Here is a 20,081-nt window from a genome sequence, read left to right on the forward strand (position 1 = left end):
TTAGATCATTAAGTTTCTATATACGCAGATGATGGATTAAGGATAACAAGACTGGCGAATTGTTATTTTTAGTGTATCTTTATTAAGCGATATATTTTTAAAAACATATCGAATTTTGAGGAAAAAACAATGCCAACAATGATGAAAAAAACATATCTATGTGTTGTCGCTTTTGGGGCGAGTTTATTGATGCAGACCCATGCCGTAGCCGCGGATGCGATTACGGTTTACGCAGCGGCAAGTTTAACCAATGCAGTCAATGAACTCGATGTGATCTATGAGCAAAAGAATAAAACTGAGGTCAAAACTTCTTATGCGGGTTCTTCAACCTTAGCCAAGCAAATTGAAGCGGGTGCACCTGCTGATGTGTTTATGTCAGCTGATGTACAATGGATGGATTATTTACAGAATAAACAGCTGGTTGCATCAACTGATCGCATCAATTTATTGGGTAATAGATTGGTTGTGATTACACCTAAAGATCGCCCGATTAAATTAAAAATGGATAAAAGTTTTGATCCAACTCAAGTGATACAAGGCAAGCTTTGTACAGGAGATACTAAAAGTGTGCCTGTCGGCAAATATGCTAAGCAGGCATTGACCTCACTCGGTTGGTGGAACAAAGTTGAATCACGACTGGTTGAAACGGAAGATGTACGTGCTGCCTTAAACTTTGTAGCGCGTGGTGAATGTCAGGTGGGGATTGTGTATGCGACCGATGCGGCAATCAGTAAAGACGTCGTGGTGGCAGGTGTTTTCCCAGAAAATACGCATCCACCAATTATTTATCCCGTGGGTTTAACCAAGAAGAATGCGGAATCGGTCAAATTCTATAAATTTCTACAAAGCGGACAGGCAAAAAACGTATTTAAAAAATATGGTTTTAGTGTGTTGCAGTAATTGAATGATGATCCTAAGCCCAGAAGAAATTGAAGTTCTTAAGCTGTCATGCAAAGTGGCAGCAGCGTGTCTGGTGTTTAGCCTCATCCCTGCGACCTTGGTGGCTTGGGTTTTGGCTAGAAAAGAGTTTTGGGGAAAATCCCTATTCGAAACTTTGGTGTTTTTACCTTTGGTTTTACCACCTGTAGTGCCTGGCTACTTATTGCTGCAATTGTTTGGTAATCGAGGCTTGTTGGGGCAGTATCTTGCGCCACTCGGTTTAGAGTTTGCATTTAACTGGAAGGGCGCGGTCTTGGCATCTGCAGTAATGGGCTTTCCTTTATTGGTGCAATCAATCCGACTGGCGATTGAACTGGTCGATCAACGCTTGGAGCTTGCTGCAAAAACCTTAGGTGCATCTTCCTTTGGGGCGTTTATGCAGGTGACATTACCGCTCGCGAGCAGTGGTATTTTAGTTGGTGCTATATTATGTTTTTGCCGAAGTTTAGGTGAATTTGGTGCAACCATTACCTTTGTTGGCAATATTGCTGGCGAAACCCGCACTTTACCGTTAGCAATGTATAGTTTGATGCAACAACCCGATACGGAAGCTGCGGTATGGCGGTTGATTATCCTGTCTCTATCGGTAGCGTTCTTTGCCTTATGGTTTGCGCAGTGGTTCAATCGGTATCAGAAAAATAAGCGTGGGTATACAACATGATTGATTGTCATATTCAGTTGCAACAAGGGCAATTCTGTCTGAATCAACGCTTTCAGTCTGATCAGTCGGTGATTGGTTTATTTGGGGCTTCGGGTTCGGGGAAAACCACCATATTACACAGCATTGCAGGGTTAATCCGACCTCAATCGGGTTGGATTAAAATCGAAGATCAGACATGGTTTGATCAGAACCAAAAAATTAACCTGAGTACGCAACAGCGCCGTGTCGGTTTGGTCTTTCAGGATGCGCAATTGTTCCCACATAAAAACGTCAAACAGAATTTACTGTTTGGTTTTAAGCATATTGCACCACAACAACGTCAGTTCGAAGTGGACTATATTGTTGAGTTACTCAAATTGGAGCATTTGCTGGAACGTATGCCAATTAAGCTGTCTGGAGGAGAAAAACAGCGAGTGGCTTTGGGACGAGCCTTACTGTACTCGCCACGATTGCTGCTTTTAGATGAGCCACTGTCTGCACTGGATACAGCACATAAAGCGGAGATCATTCCTTTTTTTCAACGCGTTAAACAGGAAATCAAGATTCCAATGTTGTATGTCAGTCATGATCATTCCGAGCTAGACCAACTGAGCGACACCATTTGGTATTTATAGATAGCGTTGTAATAAGGTGAAAAACTTTTCGACTTCTTCCTCATCCACATGATCAGCACCTTTTAATACATGTTCTTTTAAATGTTGTTCAATCAATTGGTTCATTAAACCATTCACCGCACCTTTGACTGCTGCAACCTGTTGTAGAACGTCTATGCAAGAACTTTCAGGATTTGTGAGTGATTTCTCGACTGCTGCGAACTGTCCTTGAATCCGCTTAAGGCGATTTAAAATTTTCTTATCTTGATGGAGGTGAGACATACTTTTTTTCCTAAAAAAATATATACTAGGGGGAGTATATTGGAAGACTAAAATAAATGCAGCATAGTAACCTAGAACGACGTCATTCTCACCAGTTTGATAAAGGAAATCCCTTGGCTCAAAAAAGAATTTTAATAGCCACCATTTTGACCGCTGTGATGATGGTGTTAGAAATTCTAGGCGGCTGGGTTTTTAATTCAATGGCTTTACTTGCCGATGGCTGGCACATGAGTTCGCATATGCTGGCCTTGGGACTGGCTTATTTTGCCTATCGTATGGCACGACATTATGCGCAGGATCAACGCTTCAGTTTCGGTACATGGAAAATTGAAATCTTGGCAGGGTATAGCAGTGCGATTTTGCTGATGGTAGTAGCACTGTTGATGGGGATTCAGTCACTTGAGCGTTTATTTAATCCTGTCACCATTCATTTTAATGAAGCGATTCCGATTGCGATTGTGGGTCTGATCGTCAATCTGATTTGTGCATGGCTGTTACATGATGAGGGACATGAGCATCATCACCATCATTCGCATAGTCACCCTCATGATGAAGTAGATCATCACGGCCATGATCATCATCATGATTTAAACCAAAAAGCCGCATTCTTACATGTGGTTGCAGATACGGTAACGTCCGTTCTGGCGATTATCGCCTTATTTGCGGCCAAGTATTTTGGCTTGAATTTTTTGGATGCCTTGCTTGGAATTATCGGTGCATTACTGGTTGCAAAATGGTCTTGGGGACTGATGCAGGAAACTGGAAAAACTTTATTGGATGCCGAAATGGGACACCCTGTGGTCGAAGAAATACGTGAGGTGATTGCCCAGTTTTCACAGGTGGAAATTACTGATCTACACGTATGGAAGGTCGGGAAAGGCAAGTTCTCTTGTATTTTAGGATTGGAAACGACCATGATGGATCTAAATCCTGATCAGGTTAAAGCGGAATTGGCGATTCATCAGGAAATTGTGCATGCCTCAGTCGAAATTCATCATATTTAAGGTAGAACTTCATCGAGTGGCATTTTGAGCTACTCGATGCATTCAATTACGCACCAATATATAAGATCAAACCGCAAAAGGCCGATGCAAAAATCACATACAACACATTGAGTTGAAATTTGAATAAAGCAATCAGTGCTGCAACAGTAATAAAGGCTGCTTCATAATTAAAGGCATGATCAAAGCCATTTGGCCAGAGCACATGATAGCTAAAGAATAAGGCCAGATTTAAAATCACCCCGACCACAGCGGCAGTAATCGCAGTGAGTGGTGCAGTAAATTTCAGTTCATTGTGTGTAGATTCAATAATTGGCGCACCAGCCAGAATAAATACAAAGGAGAATAAGAAGGTAAACCAAGTGACAATCACTGCACCCAGTGCACCTGCTAAAAAGAGCTGTTCAGAACCCAGCACAGCATGGTTGTACGCCCCCAAGAAACCAACGAATGCCACCACCATGATCAGCGGCCCTGGGGTACTTTCCCCCAATGCGAGACCATCAATCATTTGGGTTGGACTCAACCATGCATAATGATTGACTGCACCTTGATACACATAAGGTAAAACTGCATAAGCACCGCCAAAGGTTAGCAATGCCGCTTTGGTAAAAAACCACGCCATTTGGGTATAAGCATGCTGCCAACCTAAGCCTAAGGTCAAAACCAGCATGGGAATAAACCAGAGCAATGCAGCAATAATCAGAATTTTGGCGAGATTGGCCCAGCGGAAAACTGCATGGGCAGGCGTCGGTGTATCATCATTAATCAGGGCTATCCCATAATTTTTCTGGCTATTTGGATGGGAAGCCTGAGCCGTAAATAAATCGGGCTTTTTCTTACTCAGCACATAGCCTGAGATGGCAGCAGCGAATACGATCAAGGGAAAAGGGACATTAAACACGAAGATGGCAATAAATGCGGCAGCGGCAATCCCCCACAAAAACGGATTCTTGAGTGAGCGACTGCCAATTCGATACGTCGCATGAAAGACAATCGCCGTGACCGCAGGTTTAATACCATAAAACAACCCTGCAATAATCGGTACATCACCAAACTGCACATAAATCCATGACAGGGCAATCAGAATAAATAATGAGGGGAGAATAAACAGAATGCCTGCTACAAGCCCACCCGTAGTTCGATGCATCAACCAACCAATATAGGTGGCGAGCTGTTGTGCCTCAGGACCAGGGAGTAACATGCAATAATTTAGCGCATGTAAAAATCTTTTTTCAGATATCCAACGTTTATTTTCTACCAGTTCCTGATGCATTACTGCAATTTGTCCAGCTGGGCCACCAAAGCTAATAAACCCCAATTTAAGCCAGAACAAAAAGGCTTGCCAGAAAGGGATTGCTGGTGCTGTATCCGCTGATTGCATGATGCATTCCAAAGTGTTTTATTTTTATCGTTGTATGATAAAGAAAAGTGAGGATAGAGTTTATAAATTTTAGTGAGCTAATAATTCAGAATAATGAAATTATTGAATTTAGATGGGTCACTCATTATTTTTTATTGGCACGTTCTGTTGAACTAAAACGGGTTCAGCGGCTAATTTTTCCGCCAGATATTGAATAAAGACACTGAGTTTAGGTGGGACATGACGAGTTGGGGGATAAAGCAGCCATGCACCACCACTGTAATGAGTTTTAAAATGCCAATCGGGTAAGACCTGTACCAAAGACCCCTGTTCTAAGGCATGGCGTGCCACGAAGTAGGGCAAACTGGCAATGCCTAAGTGTTGTAAAGCGGCACTCAGGCGCACGCCAGTATGATTCGCTGCATAACGACCACGGACTGCCACCGTAATGGATTTCTGTTCTTGCTGGAACTTCCACTTCGAATCACTGGCTTGTTCACCCAAATAAATACATTGATGCTGCTTTAAATCATGTGGATGTTGTGGTGTGCCATGTTTTTGTAAATATTCAGGTGTAGCACAAATTAAATGATCAATCTCAATCAGTTTTCGTCCCATTAAACCGCCCGGTGGTTGTTCGGTTATACGAATGGCCAGATCTACACCATCATCAATCAAGTCAATGTAACGGTCTTCCAACAGCAGTTGGATATCAATTTTAGGATACAAGGCTAAAAACTCAGGCAAATGTGGATGCAGCATAAAATGCCCAACTGCCTTGGGCACACTAATTCGGATAATGCCTTGTGGTTCAATATGAAACTGTCCTGAGCTTTCCATTACCGCTTGTGCGGCATTGACCATGTCGACACAGCGTTCATAGACCTGTTGACCGCTTTCACTTAAGCGCAGTTTACGTGTGGTGCGATGCAATAAGCGTGTACCTAAAGCTCGTTCTAAACGGGCAATGGCGCGGCTCACTGCAGAAGGGGTTGAACCGAGCTGTCGTGCCGTTTCAGAAAAGCTTTCAGTTTCGACAACTTTGACAAAAGTCGCCATTTCATTTAACAGAACTAGACTTTGATTTGTGCTCATGAAGCAAAAGTTATTTGGATTTTGATTGGATTATCGCGCTTTAAAAATCGCAATACAATCTTTTTCCTATAGTCATGATGGAGATAAATCAAATGTGGCAGTTGTATGGGCATGAATTTCTGGCCTTGGCATTGATCCATTTTATGGCAGTTGTTTTACCGGGACCTGATTTTATTATTACAGTACGGCAGAGTGTTCGATATGGCTATTTAATTGGCTGTATCACTGCAATCGGCATTGGTGTCGGCATTTCAGTGCATGTGTTTTATACCTTAGTGGGTGTTGGGGTGTTGATCCAGCAAAGTGTCTGGTTAATGTCGGTATTACGTATAGCTGGGGCGGCTTATTTGATTTACTTAGGCTGGCAATGTTTACGCAGCCAACCGAATGCCAATCTGGACATTTTGGCTGGTGAGGCGATGGGCAAACCGAGCTATATCCAAGCCTTTAATATGGGCTTTTTAACCAACGCACTGAACCCCAAAGCGACCGTTTTCTTTCTGGCGATTTTTACCACCATTGTGAATCCTGCAACACCGATAAAGGTTCAAATTGGTTATGGCATTTGGATGTGTTTAGTCAATGCTGTGTGGTTTATTCTGGTTAGTATCATGTTTGCTCAACCTGTTGTACGAAAACGCTTTTTGGAGTTCGGGGTGTATTTTGAACGGGTAATGGGGGTTATTTTGGGTGTAGTTGCAATACGATTGATTTGGAGTGTTGCCTTTACCTGAATATAAAAAAGACTGCGCTGAGGCAGTCTTTTTTATTGGAGAGGGTTTAGGCACTCCGTTTGTTTCTGGTCAGTTGATGCAATACCGACACCAGCAAATCAATTTCTTCTGTGGTGTTATAAAACGCCAAAGAAGGACGCACAGTCTGTTCTACACCAAAACGACGCAGAATTGGTTGAGCGCAATGATGCCCTGAACGAACTGCAATTCCATGTTGATTGAGTGCTTTACCTACTTGCTCAGTCGAATAACCTTCAAGGGTAAAGGACATGACACTGGCTTTATTTCTCGCTGTGCCAATTGGTCTTAAACCTGTGACGCTGCTTAAGGCGTGCTGACCATATTCGAGTAAGTCATGTTCATAGCGGGCAATATTATGAATGCCAAGGCGTTCCACATATTCCAGTGCAGCACCTAAACCCACGGCATCGGCAATATTACCCGTACCTGCTTCGAACTTATTTGGAGCTGGTTGGTAAACCACTTGTTCAAAGGTCACATCCTGAATCATATTGCCGCCACCTTCCCACACAGGCATAGTCTCTAGGATTTCAGGCTTGGCATAGACCGCGCCAATACCTGTAGGCCCAAAAACTTTATGCCCTGAGAATACAAAGAAGTCGGCATCAATTGCTTGGACATCGGTTGGCATATGTGAAACCGATTGAGCACCATCGACCAAGACTCGCACACCTTTAGCATGCGCGATTTTGATTACCTCAGCGACAGGTGTTACCGTACCTAAGGCATTGGATACTTGGGTAATTGAGATCAGTTTGGTACGTTCATTAATCAGTTTTGGCAGTTCTTCCAAAATGATTTGACCCGTATCATCCACAGGAATGACACGGAATTTGGCGCCGACTTTTTTGCTCAGTTGGAACCATGGTACGATGTTGGCGTGATGCTCAAGATGAGACACGATGATCTCATCACCTTCACCAATATTCTGTTCACCCCACGTCTTGGCAATCAGGTTAATGCCTTCAGTGGTGCCACGAACAAAAATGATCTCTTTGGATGATTTTGCTCCAATAAAACGAGCCACCACATTACGCGCATGTTCATAGGCGTCGGTTGCACGTGCTGCCAGTTCATGTGCGGCACGATGAATATTGGAATTTTCGTGCTGATAAAAATAGGCAATACGATCAATCACGCTTTGCGGCTTCTGTGTGGTCGCTGCATTATCAAACCAGACCAGAGGCCGACCATTGACGCGCTCTTGCAAAATTGGAAAATCACGACGGATCGCTTGAATATCCAAAGGTTGAGCTGCATTAGCTACAAACTGCGGTTGTGAAGGTTGATAATTGCCATAACCCGCGTTGCTTTGTGGCAAATCTAAAAAGTAGAAACCAGTAGAGGCAGGACTTTTGGGTTGGGCTGAACTTGGCTGATCTTGCTGTAACAAGCTTTTTAGCGCATCGCCGTGTGGTAATTGAAATGATTGTGCAGTCGCAAAACTGGCAGCATCAAATTCAGAACTTGATGTACTGGGTGCTGCAAAATCATTTAAAAAATAAAATGGCGAAGCCTCACTTGCAGATGGACGAGAAGGTTCAACCAAAGGCACATTCGGTGCGCTGTGAATCGGCTGTGGAAAATTTGGTTCAATGGGTGGGCGAGGTAAATTCGCCCCACCGACCACGGGCGCAGAGGCAATCGCACGACGTTCAGGATAATCGGGATAGTTGGGAATATGCTCAGGATATTCAGGATTCAAACTTTTTTCATAGGCAATATTGGGCGCACGTCCACTTAACGCTGCTAAAGGTTCGGCAGGCTGGGGTTGATGTGGTGGTGTACCGACATTGGGCAAGTCCAAATTCAAGCCAGAAGGGTGGCCACTGCCTGAGCTTGGCAGTGCAGCAAAAAATTCAGAGGCGAGTCTTGAAAGTGTTGCTTCATCAGGGAAGTTGGACGGTGGGCTAACACCGACCACTTCAGAACCCGTTGGACTACCTTGCCCAGTACCTGTAGAAGATAGGTTACTTGTAGTTAACTGGGTAGTCATGATATTTGTCCACCTCCACATCTTCAAGCACAGCCAACGCATCCTCAGTTAATACCGCCAATGAGCAGTACAATGAGATCAGATAAGACGCAATCGCATTGCGGTTGATACCCATGAAGCGTACAGAAAGGCCAGGAGATTGCTCACCTGCCAAGCCCGGTTGGAATAAGCCCACTACACCTTGGCGTTTTTCACCCACACGCAGTAACAAGATTTTGGTTTTACCATCTTCTACCGGAATCTTATTCGATGGAATCAGGGGGACACCACGCCATGTGATGAACTGAGAACCGAATAAACTGACTGTTGGTGGTGGTACACCACGACGGGTACATTCACGACCGAATGCGGCAATGGCATCTGGATGCGCAAGGAAGAAACCAGGCTCTTTCCAGACTTTACGGAGTAAATCATCAAAGTCATCTGGCGCTGGGGGACCATTTAAAGTTGAGATACGTTGTTCATCTGCAACACTGGCCAATAAACCATATTCAGGGTTATTGATCAGCTCGCTTTCTTGGCGTTCTTTAATTGTTTCAATGGTTAAGCGTAATTGTTCTTTAATTTGATCGTGCGGGCTGCTGTAAAGATCGGCAACACGGGTATGGATATCTAAAACGGTAGAAACACCATTTAAGAAATATTCACGCGGTTGAGCATCATAATCAACAAAGGTTTGGGGTAGCGTTGCTTCATCACGTTGTGTACACGCAACTTGGATGTCATCGGTGTTGCTGACACGGTTGACGCGATAAATACCTGCTTCAACAGGAATCCATTGCAATAAATGTGTGAGCCAACGTGGGGTAATGGTCGAAAGTTGTGGAACGGTCTTGGTGGCATTGGCAAGCTGTCTAGCTGCGTGATCTCCAAGCGCAAGTTGGACTTTATCTGTGGTTTTTGCCATGAATCAATTTTCCTGTTGTTTTTTGGCTTTGTTAGTAAAAGGGTTGGTTTTATATCAGTGTTGCTTAATCATTTATTAAGTTAGACTAAAGGGGATTTATTATTTTTAAAAATATTAATATGAGATAAATAATACTGAATTATGATTATATGACTCATAAGAATATATTTATGAAAAATAAATATAAAAGCTGAATAAGGCGATTTAATCTATGAAATTTATAGCAGTCTCACTTAATTAAACTTTACTGTTGTGTAGTGATTCACTTGGTGACTGTAAAATTTGGCTGCCTGCTGCAACACTATGAGTGAGCCATACATTCCCGCCAACAATTGACCCTTTACCAATGGTGATACAGCCTAAAATTGTTGCACCTGCATAAATCACCACATGGTCTTCCACGATTGGATGACGGGCATAATCTTTTTTCAGTGCGCCATCTTCATTCAATTCGAACCGTTTTGCACCGAGCGTCACTGCCTGATAGATACGGACATATTCACCAATCACTGAGGTTTCACCAATCACCACACCTGTGCCGTGATCGATAAAGAAGCCTTTGCCAATTTGCGCACCTGGATGGATATCGATACCCGTTGCGGAATGGGCCAATTCAGAAATAATCCGTGAGAGCAGCGGTACACTCTGATAGAGCTGATGTGCTACGCGATGATGAATAATCGCTAAAATACCGGGATAGCAGAGTAAGACTTCATCGACGCTATGTGCTGCGGGATCACCTTCATATGCTGCACAGACATCTGCATCCAATAAGCGGCGAATGTCAGGCAAGGTATTGGCAAAGTCCTGTACGATCGTTTGTGCCAAAGCGACTTGCTGTTCATACAGCAGACGTTCATTGCTTGAAACAGGGATCGGTTTGACTCGGCTTTTGGCTTCGTAATTTAAAGCCAACTTGACCTGTGCAAACAGTTCATTCAAGACACGGTCAAGGGTATAGGCAATATAGTAATCCTCAGTTTCTTGGCGTAGATCGCTCGGCCCAAGTCGCATTGGAAATAAGATCCCACACAGATCATCTAAAATTGACTTCAGCACATCCTTAGATGGAAGTTCACGCCCACCAAATTCTTTGATCCGATGTTGACGCTCTCTCCATTCATGTCGTGCTTGTTGTAGGCCTTCGACGACAGGCTGTATTTTCCATTGGCTCACGCGTATTCCTTGCAAAACGAGATCTTAAATAAATCGTAAAATAATTGCTTAAAAAAGCAGCACTAATCTTGTAACCAAGGTAACTGATATGTACGCCAGCCATTGCTTTGATTACGTTGTTGTCGTTCGTTTAAATCACCTTCAAAGCCTTCCTGCACATTATAAACTTGAGCAAAACCTGCACTAAAAGCTGCCGCTGCCGCTAAAGCTGAACGTTTACCGCTACGGCAGAGCAGCAGAATGGTTTTGTCTTTACCAACTTTGCTATCCAGTTCTTTCAGAAAGCGTGGATTTCGGTTAAATGATGTGCCAGTTGCCCATGCGACGTGGATACTTTCAGGGACATAGCCGACAAATTTGCGTTCTTCATTGGTACGTACATCGACCAATACCGCAAGACCTTGTTCAACTAAATACCACGCTTCTGATGGGGGGATGCTGCCAGTGAAATCGAGTTCATTTTCTTCAGCATAATGTTGCGCACGCGCTAAGATATCTTGTGGATTTTTTGATAAACCGTGAATCGTAGATGTCGATTCTGCTAGATCAGTAGAATCAAATTGAGCATTCATTTTTATAACCTTTCATACATCAGCGGGATGATGTTTTTATCTTAGGACTGTTTTTATATTCAGGAAAATAAGCAAAATTTATTTATATATCTATTTTTGATAAATAATAGGTTTTTTATTAAATTATTAGGAATAAAGTTTGGAACTGTATTTTTAAGTTAATATGCTTATTTAATTTAAAGATGAAATTATCAGGATTAAATATTTTACTTTTCATTTAAACAAAGGGATAAATACTTTAAAGGCTTGGTTGGGAAATTAAATGTATCAATACTAAAAAATAAACCACTTGAATATAAAAACAGCAAAAATTGCCTAAGTCTTATTCTTATATCGTAAATGAATAAGCAACTCACTTTTTCTTATTTTTAATCATAAAGCATGCCGCATACCATAAACCTATATTGTTGAAAGATCATCTAATTATGGGCATCAAGAACTCTAAGCCGCTAATTGTTACAGCGATCGTCCTTGTGGCGATTGTTGCTTTTATTGTCTATCAAAATCAAAAAGATGCTGCACCTGTTCAGTCTAAAAACAACAAGGCAGTGGTGATTGCCTATCAAACTGGTGTGGATCCAACCAAGGTTGCACAAGCCAATGGTGATTATGAGCGTGACAGTAATCAAGCAATTCAATGGCGTAAATTTGATGCAGGTTCAGATGTGGTCAATGCATTGGCCTCGGGTGATGTGGTGATCGGCAATATCGGTTCTAGTCCTTTGGCTGCTGCTGCAAGTCGTGATTTACCGATTGAGGTCTTTCTGGTGACGGCTAAATTAGGCGGTTCAGAAGCATTGGTGGTGAGTAACAAATCAGGCATAAAAAATCCGCAAGATTTGATTGGCAAAACCATTGCTGTACCATTCGTTTCAACCACGCATTACAGTTTATTATCAGCACTCAAGCATTGGAATATTGCGGATAACCAAGTCAAGATTATTAACTTACGTCCACCAGAAATCACAGCAGCATGGGAACGTGGTGATATTGATGCGACTTATGTTTGGGAACCTGCATTAAGCAAAGTCAAAGCCAGCGGTCATGTATTAACAGACTCAAAACAGGTCGGCGAGTGGGGTGCACCAACTTATGATTTATGGGTGGTTCGTAAAGATTTCGCTGAAAAAAATCCAGAGTTCTTAAAAGCCTTTGTACAAACCAGTTTGAAACAAGTTGAAGCGTATCAGCAAGATCCAAAAGCATTTGAACAAAATGAGGACAATATCCAGAAAATTGCTCAGCTGACAGGCTCTGATGTGAAAGATATTCCTTTATTGTTGTCAGGCAATATTTATTTGAATGGTCAGCAACAACACGCGACTTTATCAGGTGAGTTCGCCAAAAATATTTTCGATACAGCAACATTCCTAAAAAGCCAAGGCAAGGTGGATCATGTAAAGCCTGATTATCAAGCTAATGTCACCACCCAATTCTTACAGCCATAGGAGATCTAAATGAGCGTATTAGCTGCTGAGCATCTTCATTTAACTTTTCCAAAACAGACAGTGCCTGTATTGCAAGATATCAATCTGAAGATTGAAGAAGGCACTTTGACTGTGATTTTGGGTGAGTCTGGTTGTGGTAAAACAACATTGCTCAACATCTTGGCAGGTTTTCAAAAACCAAGTTCGGGTCAGATTACACTGGATCATGAAGTCGTGACTGCACCCGATGCACGCCGTGCGGTGGTGTTTCAGGATCATGCGCTATTACCTTGGTTAAATGTTTCTGAAAATATCGGTTTTGCTTTGCAGCTCAAAGGCTTAAAAGAGCAAGAAATTCAACAGCAAGTCGATGCAATTCTTAAAATTGTTGGCTTAAGTCATGTGGCTAAAGCCAATATTTGGGAATTGTCAGGTGGTATGAAACAACGGGTTGGGATCGCACGTGCCTTGATCAGTCATGCAGCATTCATTTTATTGGATGAGCCTTTTGCTGCACTTGATGCATTTACCCGAGAAACCATGCAGCAGTTGGTGCTGGATTTATGGATTGAACAAAATAAATCATTCTTCCTGATCACACATGACATTGAAGAAGCACTTTTGCTGAGTAATCAATTGGTGTTGATGACGGCTCGTCCAGGTAAGATTGTCGAAACTTTAAAACTGGATTTTGCAGAGCGTTATAAGCAGGGTGAATCCATTCGTGCGATTAAATCTGATCCTAAATTTATTCAATTACGCGAGCAATTGTTTGAACGCCTACGTGTGCAGAAACAAGCTGGGCATGAGGTGGCGGTATGACGGGGCAAGCAAAAAATACAGCCTATGAAGTGAGTAAGGCCGAGGAATTGCAATCGACGGACCAAGCACAGTCTGCTTCGGATTTTAGTCCAATAGGGGCTTTCTTTATTCGTCATCGCAGTTTAGCGCTCAGTCTTGCCAGTGTCTTAAGCGTATTGGTGATTTGGTATTTGATCACGGCATTAAAAATTGTCCCAAGTCTATTTTTGCCGAGCCCACAAGCGGTATGGCAAAAATTTCTGGAAGTCAGCCAACAAGGTTTTATGAAAGCCACCTTATGGCAGCATTTGGCAGCAAGTATTTCTCGTGTTTTGTTGGCTTTAGTTGCCGCGATTGCGATTGGTGTACCACTTGGTTTATGGATGGGGTTAAACAAATGGGTGCGAGCAGTGCTGGATCCATTGGTTGAGTTATTACGCCCGATTCCACCTTTGGCTTATTTGCCTTTATTGGTGATCTGGTTCGGGATTGGTGAAACCACCAAAGTGCTTTTGATTTTCTTTTCGATCCTTGCACCTGTGATTATCAGTAGTACCCATGGTGTATTGAGCCATCAGCTCAATCGTGAACGTGCTGCTTTATCTTTAGGAGCAAGCCAATCGCAAGTGTTTTGGCACGTGATTTTGCCGACTGCTTTACCGCATATCTTGACGGGTATTCGTATTGGTTTGGGAGTGGGTTGGTCAACCTTAGTGGCTTCGGAATTAGTTGCAGCAGATCGTGGCATTGGTTTTATGGTGCAATCTGCAGCACAGTTCCTAATCACCGATACCGTGGTTCTCGGCATTATTGTCATTGCGATCGTCGCAGTGAGTTTTGAGTTGTTTTTGCGTTGGTTACAGAAGCAATTATCTCCTTGGTATGGCCAACAGTTATAAGTGTGAGTAGTAGAAGATGACGTTAAATATTGAAATTATTAAACCAACGATCGGTGCAATTATTCACGATGTTGATTTAAACACGGCTGATGAAAATACTACACAACAAATTCAACAGGCTTTGCTGGATCATCATGTGATTTTCTTCCGCAATCAGCAGCTTGCACCTCAGGCACAAGCTGAGCTTGCGCGTGGTTTTGGTTCTTTGCATATCCATCCGATCTACCCATCTATCGATAATGTGCCTGAAATCATTGTACTGGATAGCTGGAAACAAGACTTACGTGATAATGAGCTATGGCACACCGATGTGACTTTCAGTCAGAAACCGCCATTGGGTTGTGTATTGCAAGCCATCAAGATTCCACCTGTCGGTGGTGATACCTTATGGTCGAGTGGCGCAGCGGCATTTGCTGCCTTGGATCAAGGCTTACAGCAAAAGTTAAAAGGCTTAACAGCAACACACGACATTCGTCAGTCTTTCCCGATTGAACGTTTCGCACATAACGATGTTGAGCGTAAAAAACTGGAAGAAACTTTTAAGCGTAATCCACCTGTCGTTCATCCTGTAGTGAGAACGCATCCTGTAACTGGTCAGCCGATTTTGTTTGTGAGTGAAGGTTTTACCACACGTATTAATGAGCTGGATGAGACTGAAAGTACTGAATTACTACAGTACTTATTTGCGCATGCAACCAATGAACAGTTTCATTTGCGTTGGCAGTGGCAGGCAGGTGATGTGGCGATTTGGGATAATCGTTGTACACAGCATAAGGCTTTATTTGATTATGGGGATGCGCATCGGATTATGCATCGTGCCACGATTAATGGTGATGTACCGTTTTATCAGGCAGCAAGTTAAAATTTAGTTTTAATTTTTTGCTTCGGTGGAATCTTATAGAGATCTCATCTTATTCTTGGATAAGCCTTCAGCTGGAGTTACTTTTGTTTCGGCAAAAGTAACCAAAACCATTGTCATCCACAAAACCTGTCTTCTTTCGGTATCTCTTTAAATTAATCGCAGAAATAGCATCTGATTAATCTCACGCAGGTTGTGGATGACCTGTAGCACCAGTAATTCCTGAGATATGTTCATTTTATATGAGTAGGCATTACGAACTAATCATTTAAGTAAGGTGAGTCTCTTGTTTATAAATCGAAGGGGCTTGTCCCGTCCAGCGCTTAAAGGCACGTCGGAATTCACGTAATTCGCTAAAACCCAATTGCAGGCTAATCTCACTCATGGATAGATTCTGTTCGAGGAGTTGCTTGGCTTTACGCTCCAGTACATTTTGCCGAATTTGTTGAAAACTCAGCCCTTCTAATAATAATTGCCGTCTTAAATGCCGTTCGCTGATGTGTAATTGTTCTGCGGCTTGCTGCATCTCAAATCGTTCGGGTAAATGCTGTTCAATCAAATGATCGAGTAAATGTATATAACCAACTTGATTGAGTTGGTCTATTTCTTTTAAGGCCTGCTCACAGATCTGGATGGCAGTTGCGTAGTTGGCAGGGCTGTAATTTTTTAAGCTGCGCTGCAGTAGGCTGCTACTAAAGCGCATGATATTTTTATCTCGGTTAAATTGGATTGGGCAGCCAAAGATATCATTATATTGCTGTTGATATTCGTTTGGTAAATAGCTGAGCTCAAGGCTCATCACATCATCATGATCACCCAGCATTGCGTTTAAACAGGTGATGATACTGCTAAATAATTCATCATAGAAAAAGGCTTTGAGTTCATTGCACGGATAGGGTTCAGTGACCTCCAATTCACAAAGATCAGCGTGGATGGAAAAGTCGATATTTAAGACACTGCCAGAAATCCGATGATAGCGCAGCGCAATGTCTAAAGCATCTGCAACAGTTTTACACGATTGCATGGCAAAGCCCAAAATCCCCATAGAGATCAGACCTTCGCTACTACCAAGCTTTAAACCAAGGTCGGGTTGTTGATAGGTGATCATGGCTTGACGGACAACATCACAGAGTTGGCTAAAACGAACCACACCTTGGGTTTGCTGTATTTGTACAATATCTAAACCTGAATCCTGAAACCAAGCGGCATAGTCCCATTGCTGTTGCTCAGCATAATGGATCAGGCTGGCCAAAATCGTTGGTGGAATAAATTGCTGTTGATCATTTTTATCGCTGCTACGTATAGGCATAAGTCCGTTTTGCCCCCCAAAGAAAAGTGTCTTTAACCCTGTTGGGTATCGCATAATTTTGATTAACTTTCAACATGCTTTAAGACAGTTAGAAAAAGAATTGAAAAGGAAGTCGTGATGTATCAGGTGGGTTGGGACAAGCAGCAAATCAAAATTACACCGAAAGGCTATGCCATGTTTGGGTATGGTCAATGGTCACATCGGGCCTATGAACAGCGCACAGCTTTATTTGCACGTAGTGTGAGTATTGTCGATCAACAACATAACCGATTACTCATCTGTTGTCTGGATTTAGGGTGCATTACCCATGCCATACGCAGTCAAGCAGTAGCGCGACTCACCCAAATTCTAAATTCACCATTTGATGAAAATCAATTGGTCCTCATGGCAACCCATACTCATTCTGGCCCTAGTGGTTGTGGTTATGAAGCTTTATATAATATGCCAACGCCTGGTTTTGTACCTGAACACGTAACTGCCATTGTTGAGGCGATTGTACTGAGTATTCAAAATGCGATTGTGTCTGAACAAGACACCGAGATTTTTTTAAGTACGCAGCATTTTCCAGAACAGACACCTGTCGCATGGAATCGTTCGATCAAAGCCTACAATCGTAATCCAGAAGTTCAGCCACGTACCGAAGCTGAAACGCATTTAGCTTTGAACCGAGAAATGCAGCTGATCGGTTTCTATCGTGAACAAAAACTACAGTCCTTTATTTCCTTATTTGGAGTACATGCAACTTGTTTAGGAAATTCTTTAAACGCCTATGATGGTGATAATAAAGGCTACGCAGCCGCATTCTCTGAGCAGGCTTTAATTGGGCAAGGAATCCAAAATCCAGTCACAATTTTTGCACAAGCAACCGCAGGGGACGTATCACCGCATTTTCATGGCAAAGATCAGCTCAAGATCCGTAATAAGATTAAAGGCGAACAGGAATATCAATACGCGCAACAAAATGGGCGCTACCAAAGTGAATTGGCTTTGACAGCACTACAATCAAATATTCCCAAAAATTTGCAAAAAGTCGCAGGCAAGATCGATGCTGTTTTGTCCTATGTAGACCTGAGCAATATTGAAATTCCAGATCAGTTCGCAGCGGGTCAAAAGCATGCAAAGACCAGTCAGCCTTGTCATGGCACCGCATTTTTTGCAGGCACGCCTGTCGATGGTTTAGGTGCACCCAAACCCTTAATTATGGGAATGCAATTTTTAGCGGATCAATTTCGCAAACAAAAAACCAAGCATCCAAAAGCAACTGATTTTGCAGACTATCAGCAGTTGTATGCCTCTCAAGGGCCAAAACAGATTTTACTGGAAGCGGGTGCCAAAAAGATTTTAGGCCAACCAATTGGTTTTCCGCCGAGTATTCTTGATCCGTTGATTGCAGAAATGAACCGACAAGTGAAAGCTGGGGCGATTCAGCAGAGTCCTTTAGTCCCGAGCGTGGTTCCCTTACAGATTGTGCGATTAGGTCAATTGGCTTTGATTTGTTGTCCAGGAGAATTTACCACTATTGCAGGGCAGCGTGTCGTTGACACCGTTAAACAGACATTCACTACACAGACGTCAATGAATCAGGTTTGGTTGGCATCGTACTGCAATGATTATATGGGCTATGTCACGACCTATGAAGAATACCAAGCGCAAGCCTATGAAGGTGGGCATACCTTATTCGGACAATGGACATTGGCAGCCTGCCAGAGCAAGTTCAAAGATCTAACAGAACAATTATTGTTAGAAAAAAATAAACGTCATTACGATGAAATGACACGACCACAGCCGATTCCAGCACAGGAACTCGCAAAACGCAGCAACCATGGCAATTTGAAAACTGCCGTTAGCCAAGGAGAGGCAGTATGAATGATTTAACACAAGGCATTTGGTCAAACTGGTCTGGCTTTCAAAAAGCCAAGCCGCAGCAGATTTTACAACCTGCCAATATTCAAGAATTACAGTCTATTGTTAGAGAGCAGCAAAAAATAAGGGTGGTGGGTGCAGGGCATTCTTTTACGCCTTTGGTCTGTACCGATGCAACTTTATTGTCTTTGAATCATATTGCAGGAATCGCATCGACGGATCTTGATCGATGTCAGAGCAGTATTTATGCTGGTACACGTTTATATGACTTAGATCAGCATTTACAACAGCAATCGATCAATCAGGCTTTGATGAATCAGGGCGATATTGATCAGCAAAGTCTCGCAGGTGCTGTCTCTACAGGCACACATGGCACAGGAGCAGATTTGCATTGTATTTCGGCCTATGTTGAAGCTTTTGAGTTATTGACGGCGTCAGGTGAAATTCTAAAATGTAATCGCACAGAACATCCTGAAATCTTTGCCGCAGGACGAGTTTCTTTGGGAAGCTTGGGTATCTTAACTAAGATCACCATGCAGAATCGCCCGCGCTATAAACTGAAAGAACATATTGAGCTTTGTCCTGTAGAAGACATGATGCAGCATATTCAACAATGGAAGCATCAGCATCGACACATCGAATGCTTTGTGTTTTCCCATGAAAAGCAGTTGATGCTGAAAACTTTGGATGAGACCGATGAAGAGGTTTTGCCACGTAAGGAAAATTTCCCATCCGATGATACTTTATTGACCTTATGCTCTGAGCTGACCAAAAATTTTCCCTCATTGAACCCCTATTTACAGAAGCTCTTAGGCATCTTTGTCAAACCGACAACCTATATAGATTGGTCGAGCAAGATATTTCCAACACCGCGTAATACCAAGTTCAATGAAATGGAGTATCAGATTCCTGTTGATCGTGGAATTGAGTGTTTGGATGAAGTGTTGCATGCCTTAAGAAAGTATAAAGTTGCCACCTTTTTTCCGCTCGAATTTCGCTTTGTGAAGGGGGATGATATTTGGCTCAGTCCGTTTTATCAGCAGGACTCGATTTCGATTTCAGTGCATCAATATCATAAGCAAGACCCGAAGTTGATTTTTGATGTGGTTGAGCCGATTTTGCAGAAATATCGAGGGCGTCCACATTGGGGTAAAATGCATCAAATGAACAAGACACAGCTTCGGGCTCTATATCCTAAATGGGATGATTTTATGGCTTTACGTCAGCAGCTTGACCCAAAAGCCAAGTTTTTAAATCCCTATCTGGAAAAGTTGTTTTTAGGTTAGCTTTAACTTGGGTTCGCCTTAAATGTTTATTTAATTTATTGAAAAATAACTAACTTAACGAAGTCTTACCGAGTTTTTATCCATTTTAGGATAAGCCACTTCGTCTTGCGCTTCACTAAAGCTTTAGTCGCTTTGGCTTGCTCAGGCTCGCCTTACTTTGGTTTCGCCCTGAGAAGCATTTGAAGCTTGGTAAGGTGTATTTAAACGCTTGCGCTTTGCCAAAGCTTTAGTCGCTTTAGCTTGCTCAGGTTGTAGATGACTTTTCACGTATCAAATTGCATGTAAATTTTCATTGAT

Annotated in this window: 20 protein-coding genes; 11 read left to right on the forward strand and 9 right to left on the reverse strand. The window is 42.6% G+C overall.

The annotated features are described in order from the left end of the window. Positions 1-129 precede the first annotated feature (129 nt). From modA to NDN11_RS05640, 3 genes are read left to right on the forward strand one after another with little or no spacing between them, the layout of a single operon-like run. Entirely contained in the window at positions 130-900 is a 771-nt protein-coding gene (gene modA, locus NDN11_RS05630; protein ID WP_251111029.1) for a molybdate ABC transporter substrate-binding protein, read from the forward strand. A gap of 4 nt (positions 901-904) precedes the next feature. Further along, a complete protein-coding gene (gene modB, locus NDN11_RS05635; RefSeq protein ID WP_251111030.1) occupies positions 905-1,600 on the forward strand; it encodes a molybdate ABC transporter permease subunit in 696 nt (231 codons plus the stop codon). Continuing rightward, positions 1,597-2,214 (forward strand): ATP-binding cassette domain-containing protein, encoded by a 618-nt coding sequence (locus NDN11_RS05640; RefSeq protein ID WP_251111031.1) that lies wholly within the window; start codon positions 1,597-1,599, stop codon positions 2,212-2,214. The genes modB and NDN11_RS05640 overlap by 4 nt, the downstream gene beginning before the upstream one ends. Here the strand turns inward: NDN11_RS05640 and NDN11_RS05645 are convergent. Continuing rightward, positions 2,209-2,475 carry a metal/formaldehyde-sensitive transcriptional repressor gene (locus NDN11_RS05645; protein ID WP_251111032.1) on the reverse strand — a complete coding sequence of 89 codons (267 nt, stop codon included), beginning with the start codon at positions 2,473-2,475 and terminating at the stop codon, positions 2,209-2,211. The genes NDN11_RS05640 and NDN11_RS05645 overlap by 6 nt on opposite strands. Before the next feature lie 56 nt (positions 2,476-2,531). Between NDN11_RS05645 and dmeF the strand changes: the two genes are divergently transcribed. Then, the gene (gene dmeF / locus NDN11_RS05650) at positions 2,532-3,479 is read left to right on the forward strand and encodes a CDF family Co(II)/Ni(II) efflux transporter DmeF (protein WP_251111033.1); all 948 of its coding nucleotides are present in this window, start codon (positions 2,532-2,534) and stop codon (positions 3,477-3,479) included. A 46-nt stretch (positions 3,480-3,525) separates the two neighbouring features. On the opposite strand, the gene chrA is transcribed toward dmeF, so the two are convergent. Together chrA and NDN11_RS05660 are read right to left on the reverse strand one after the other, a co-directional pair. Then, the gene (gene chrA, locus NDN11_RS05655) at positions 3,526-4,860 is read right to left on the reverse strand and encodes a chromate efflux transporter (RefSeq protein WP_251111034.1); all 1,335 of its coding nucleotides are present in this window, start codon (positions 4,858-4,860) and stop codon (positions 3,526-3,528) included. Between the two features lie 117 nt (positions 4,861-4,977). Further along, positions 4,978-5,934 carry a LysR family transcriptional regulator gene (locus NDN11_RS05660; protein WP_167248175.1) on the reverse strand — a complete coding sequence of 319 codons (957 nt, stop codon included), beginning with the start codon at positions 5,932-5,934 and terminating at the stop codon, positions 4,978-4,980. A 92-nt stretch (positions 5,935-6,026) separates the two neighbouring features. On the opposite strand from NDN11_RS05660, the gene NDN11_RS05665 reads away from it, so the two are divergent. After that, complete coding sequence (locus NDN11_RS05665) at positions 6,027-6,668, forward strand: LysE family translocator (RefSeq protein WP_251111035.1); 642 nt, start codon at positions 6,027-6,029, stop codon at positions 6,666-6,668. A 46-nt stretch (positions 6,669-6,714) separates the two neighbouring features. Here NDN11_RS05665 and NDN11_RS05670 read toward each other — a convergent pair whose 3' ends face one another. The 4 genes from NDN11_RS05670 to NDN11_RS05685 form a co-directional block, all read right to left on the reverse strand. Then, positions 6,715-8,685 carry a family 2A encapsulin nanocompartment cargo protein cysteine desulfurase gene (locus tag NDN11_RS05670; RefSeq protein WP_251111036.1) on the reverse strand — a complete coding sequence of 657 codons (1,971 nt, stop codon included), beginning with the start codon at positions 8,683-8,685 and terminating at the stop codon, positions 6,715-6,717. Next, positions 8,660-9,592 carry a family 2A encapsulin nanocompartment shell protein gene (locus tag NDN11_RS05675; RefSeq protein WP_251111037.1) on the reverse strand — a complete coding sequence of 311 codons (933 nt, stop codon included), beginning with the start codon at positions 9,590-9,592 and terminating at the stop codon, positions 8,660-8,662. Before NDN11_RS05675 ends, NDN11_RS05670 begins: the two co-directional genes overlap by 26 nt. A gap of 237 nt (positions 9,593-9,829) precedes the next feature. Then, positions 9,830-10,768, reverse strand: a complete 939-nt coding sequence (gene epsC, locus NDN11_RS05680; protein ID WP_251111038.1) for a serine O-acetyltransferase EpsC — start codon at positions 10,766-10,768, stop codon at positions 9,830-9,832. Positions 10,769-10,830: 62 nt separating this feature from the next. Continuing rightward, on the reverse strand, positions 10,831-11,340 hold the full coding sequence (locus tag NDN11_RS05685) for a rhodanese-like domain-containing protein (protein WP_167248179.1): 510 nt from the start codon (positions 11,338-11,340) through the stop codon (positions 10,831-10,833). A gap of 407 nt (positions 11,341-11,747) precedes the next feature. Between NDN11_RS05685 and tauA the strand changes: the two genes are divergently transcribed. Genes tauA through tauD form a run of 4 tightly spaced genes read left to right on the forward strand, consistent with a single transcriptional unit; the run spans position 11,748 to position 15,329 of the window. Continuing rightward, a complete protein-coding gene (tauA, locus tag NDN11_RS05690; RefSeq protein WP_171526037.1) occupies positions 11,748-12,788 on the forward strand; it encodes a taurine ABC transporter substrate-binding protein in 1,041 nt (346 codons plus the stop codon). 9 nt (positions 12,789-12,797) lie between these two features. Then, positions 12,798-13,589, forward strand: coding sequence for a taurine ABC transporter ATP-binding protein (locus tag NDN11_RS05695; RefSeq protein ID WP_005205081.1), 792 nt, complete (start codon positions 12,798-12,800; stop codon positions 13,587-13,589). Further along, the gene (gene tauC, locus NDN11_RS05700; RefSeq protein ID WP_251111039.1) at positions 13,586-14,467 is read left to right on the forward strand and encodes a taurine ABC transporter permease TauC; all 882 of its coding nucleotides are present in this window, start codon (positions 13,586-13,588) and stop codon (positions 14,465-14,467) included. Before NDN11_RS05695 ends, tauC begins: the two co-directional genes overlap by 4 nt. Before the next feature lie 16 nt (positions 14,468-14,483). After that, positions 14,484-15,329 (forward strand): taurine dioxygenase, encoded by an 846-nt coding sequence (tauD, locus tag NDN11_RS05705; RefSeq protein ID WP_167248182.1) that lies wholly within the window; start codon positions 14,484-14,486, stop codon positions 15,327-15,329. Between the two features lie 265 nt (positions 15,330-15,594). Here tauD and NDN11_RS05710 read toward each other — a convergent pair whose 3' ends face one another. Beyond that, positions 15,595-16,689 carry an AraC family transcriptional regulator gene (locus NDN11_RS05710; protein ID WP_251111040.1) on the reverse strand — a complete coding sequence of 365 codons (1,095 nt, stop codon included), beginning with the start codon at positions 16,687-16,689 and terminating at the stop codon, positions 15,595-15,597. A 63-nt stretch (positions 16,690-16,752) separates the two neighbouring features. On the opposite strand from NDN11_RS05710, the gene NDN11_RS05715 reads away from it, so the two are divergent. After that, a complete protein-coding gene (locus tag NDN11_RS05715) occupies positions 16,753-18,501 on the forward strand; it encodes a neutral/alkaline non-lysosomal ceramidase N-terminal domain-containing protein (RefSeq protein WP_251111041.1) in 1,749 nt (582 codons plus the stop codon). Then, positions 18,498-19,784: a D-arabinono-1,4-lactone oxidase gene (locus tag NDN11_RS05720; RefSeq protein WP_251111042.1), complete on the forward strand. Its 1,287-nt coding sequence runs from the start codon at positions 18,498-18,500 to the stop codon at positions 19,782-19,784. The genes NDN11_RS05715 and NDN11_RS05720 overlap by 4 nt, the downstream gene beginning before the upstream one ends. A gap of 141 nt (positions 19,785-19,925) precedes the next feature. Here NDN11_RS05720 and NDN11_RS18190 read toward each other — a convergent pair whose 3' ends face one another. Next, on the reverse strand, positions 19,926-20,051 hold the full coding sequence (locus tag NDN11_RS18190; RefSeq protein WP_285292134.1) for a hypothetical protein: 126 nt from the start codon (positions 20,049-20,051) through the stop codon (positions 19,926-19,928). Between the last annotated feature and the right edge of the window lie 30 nt (positions 20,052-20,081).

It is taken from the genome of Acinetobacter sp. C26M (genome assembly GCF_023702675.1).
GTDB lineage: Bacteria > Pseudomonadota > Gammaproteobacteria > Pseudomonadales > Moraxellaceae > Acinetobacter.

Bases quoted from the DNA above. Each gene is read 5' to 3' on its own strand.
- modA (WP_251111029.1), top strand. From the start codon at position 130: ATGCCAACAATGATGAAAAAAACATATCTATGTGTTGTCGCTTTTGGG.
- modB (WP_251111030.1), top strand. From the start codon at position 905: ATGATGATCCTAAGCCCAGAAGAAATTGAAGTTCTTAAGCTGTCATGC.
- NDN11_RS05640 (WP_251111031.1), top strand. From the start codon at position 1,597: ATGATTGATTGTCATATTCAGTTGCAACAAGGGCAATTCTGTCTGAAT.
- NDN11_RS05645 (WP_251111032.1), bottom strand. From the start codon at position 2,475: ATGTCTCACCTCCATCAAGATAAGAAAATTTTAAATCGCCTTAAGCGG.
- dmeF (WP_251111033.1), top strand. From the start codon at position 2,532: ATGCAGCATAGTAACCTAGAACGACGTCATTCTCACCAGTTTGATAAA.
- chrA (WP_251111034.1), bottom strand. From the start codon at position 4,860: ATGCAATCAGCGGATACAGCACCAGCAATCCCTTTCTGGCAAGCCTTT.
- NDN11_RS05660 (WP_167248175.1), bottom strand. From the start codon at position 5,934: ATGAGCACAAATCAAAGTCTAGTTCTGTTAAATGAAATGGCGACTTTT.
- NDN11_RS05665 (WP_251111035.1), top strand. From the start codon at position 6,027: ATGTGGCAGTTGTATGGGCATGAATTTCTGGCCTTGGCATTGATCCAT.
- NDN11_RS05670 (WP_251111036.1), bottom strand. From the start codon at position 8,685: ATGACTACCCAGTTAACTACAAGTAACCTATCTTCTACAGGTACTGGG.
- NDN11_RS05675 (WP_251111037.1), bottom strand. From the start codon at position 9,592: ATGGCAAAAACCACAGATAAAGTCCAACTTGCGCTTGGAGATCACGCA.
- NDN11_RS05685 (WP_167248179.1), bottom strand. From the start codon at position 11,340: ATGAATGCTCAATTTGATTCTACTGATCTAGCAGAATCGACATCTACG.
- NDN11_RS05695 (WP_005205081.1), top strand. From the start codon at position 12,798: ATGAGCGTATTAGCTGCTGAGCATCTTCATTTAACTTTTCCAAAACAG.
- tauC (WP_251111039.1), top strand. From the start codon at position 13,586: ATGACGGGGCAAGCAAAAAATACAGCCTATGAAGTGAGTAAGGCCGAG.
- tauD (WP_167248182.1), top strand. From the start codon at position 14,484: ATGACGTTAAATATTGAAATTATTAAACCAACGATCGGTGCAATTATT.
- NDN11_RS05710 (WP_251111040.1), bottom strand. From the start codon at position 16,689: ATGCGATACCCAACAGGGTTAAAGACACTTTTCTTTGGGGGGCAAAAC.
- NDN11_RS05715 (WP_251111041.1), top strand. From the start codon at position 16,753: ATGTATCAGGTGGGTTGGGACAAGCAGCAAATCAAAATTACACCGAAA.
- NDN11_RS05720 (WP_251111042.1), top strand. From the start codon at position 18,498: ATGAATGATTTAACACAAGGCATTTGGTCAAACTGGTCTGGCTTTCAA.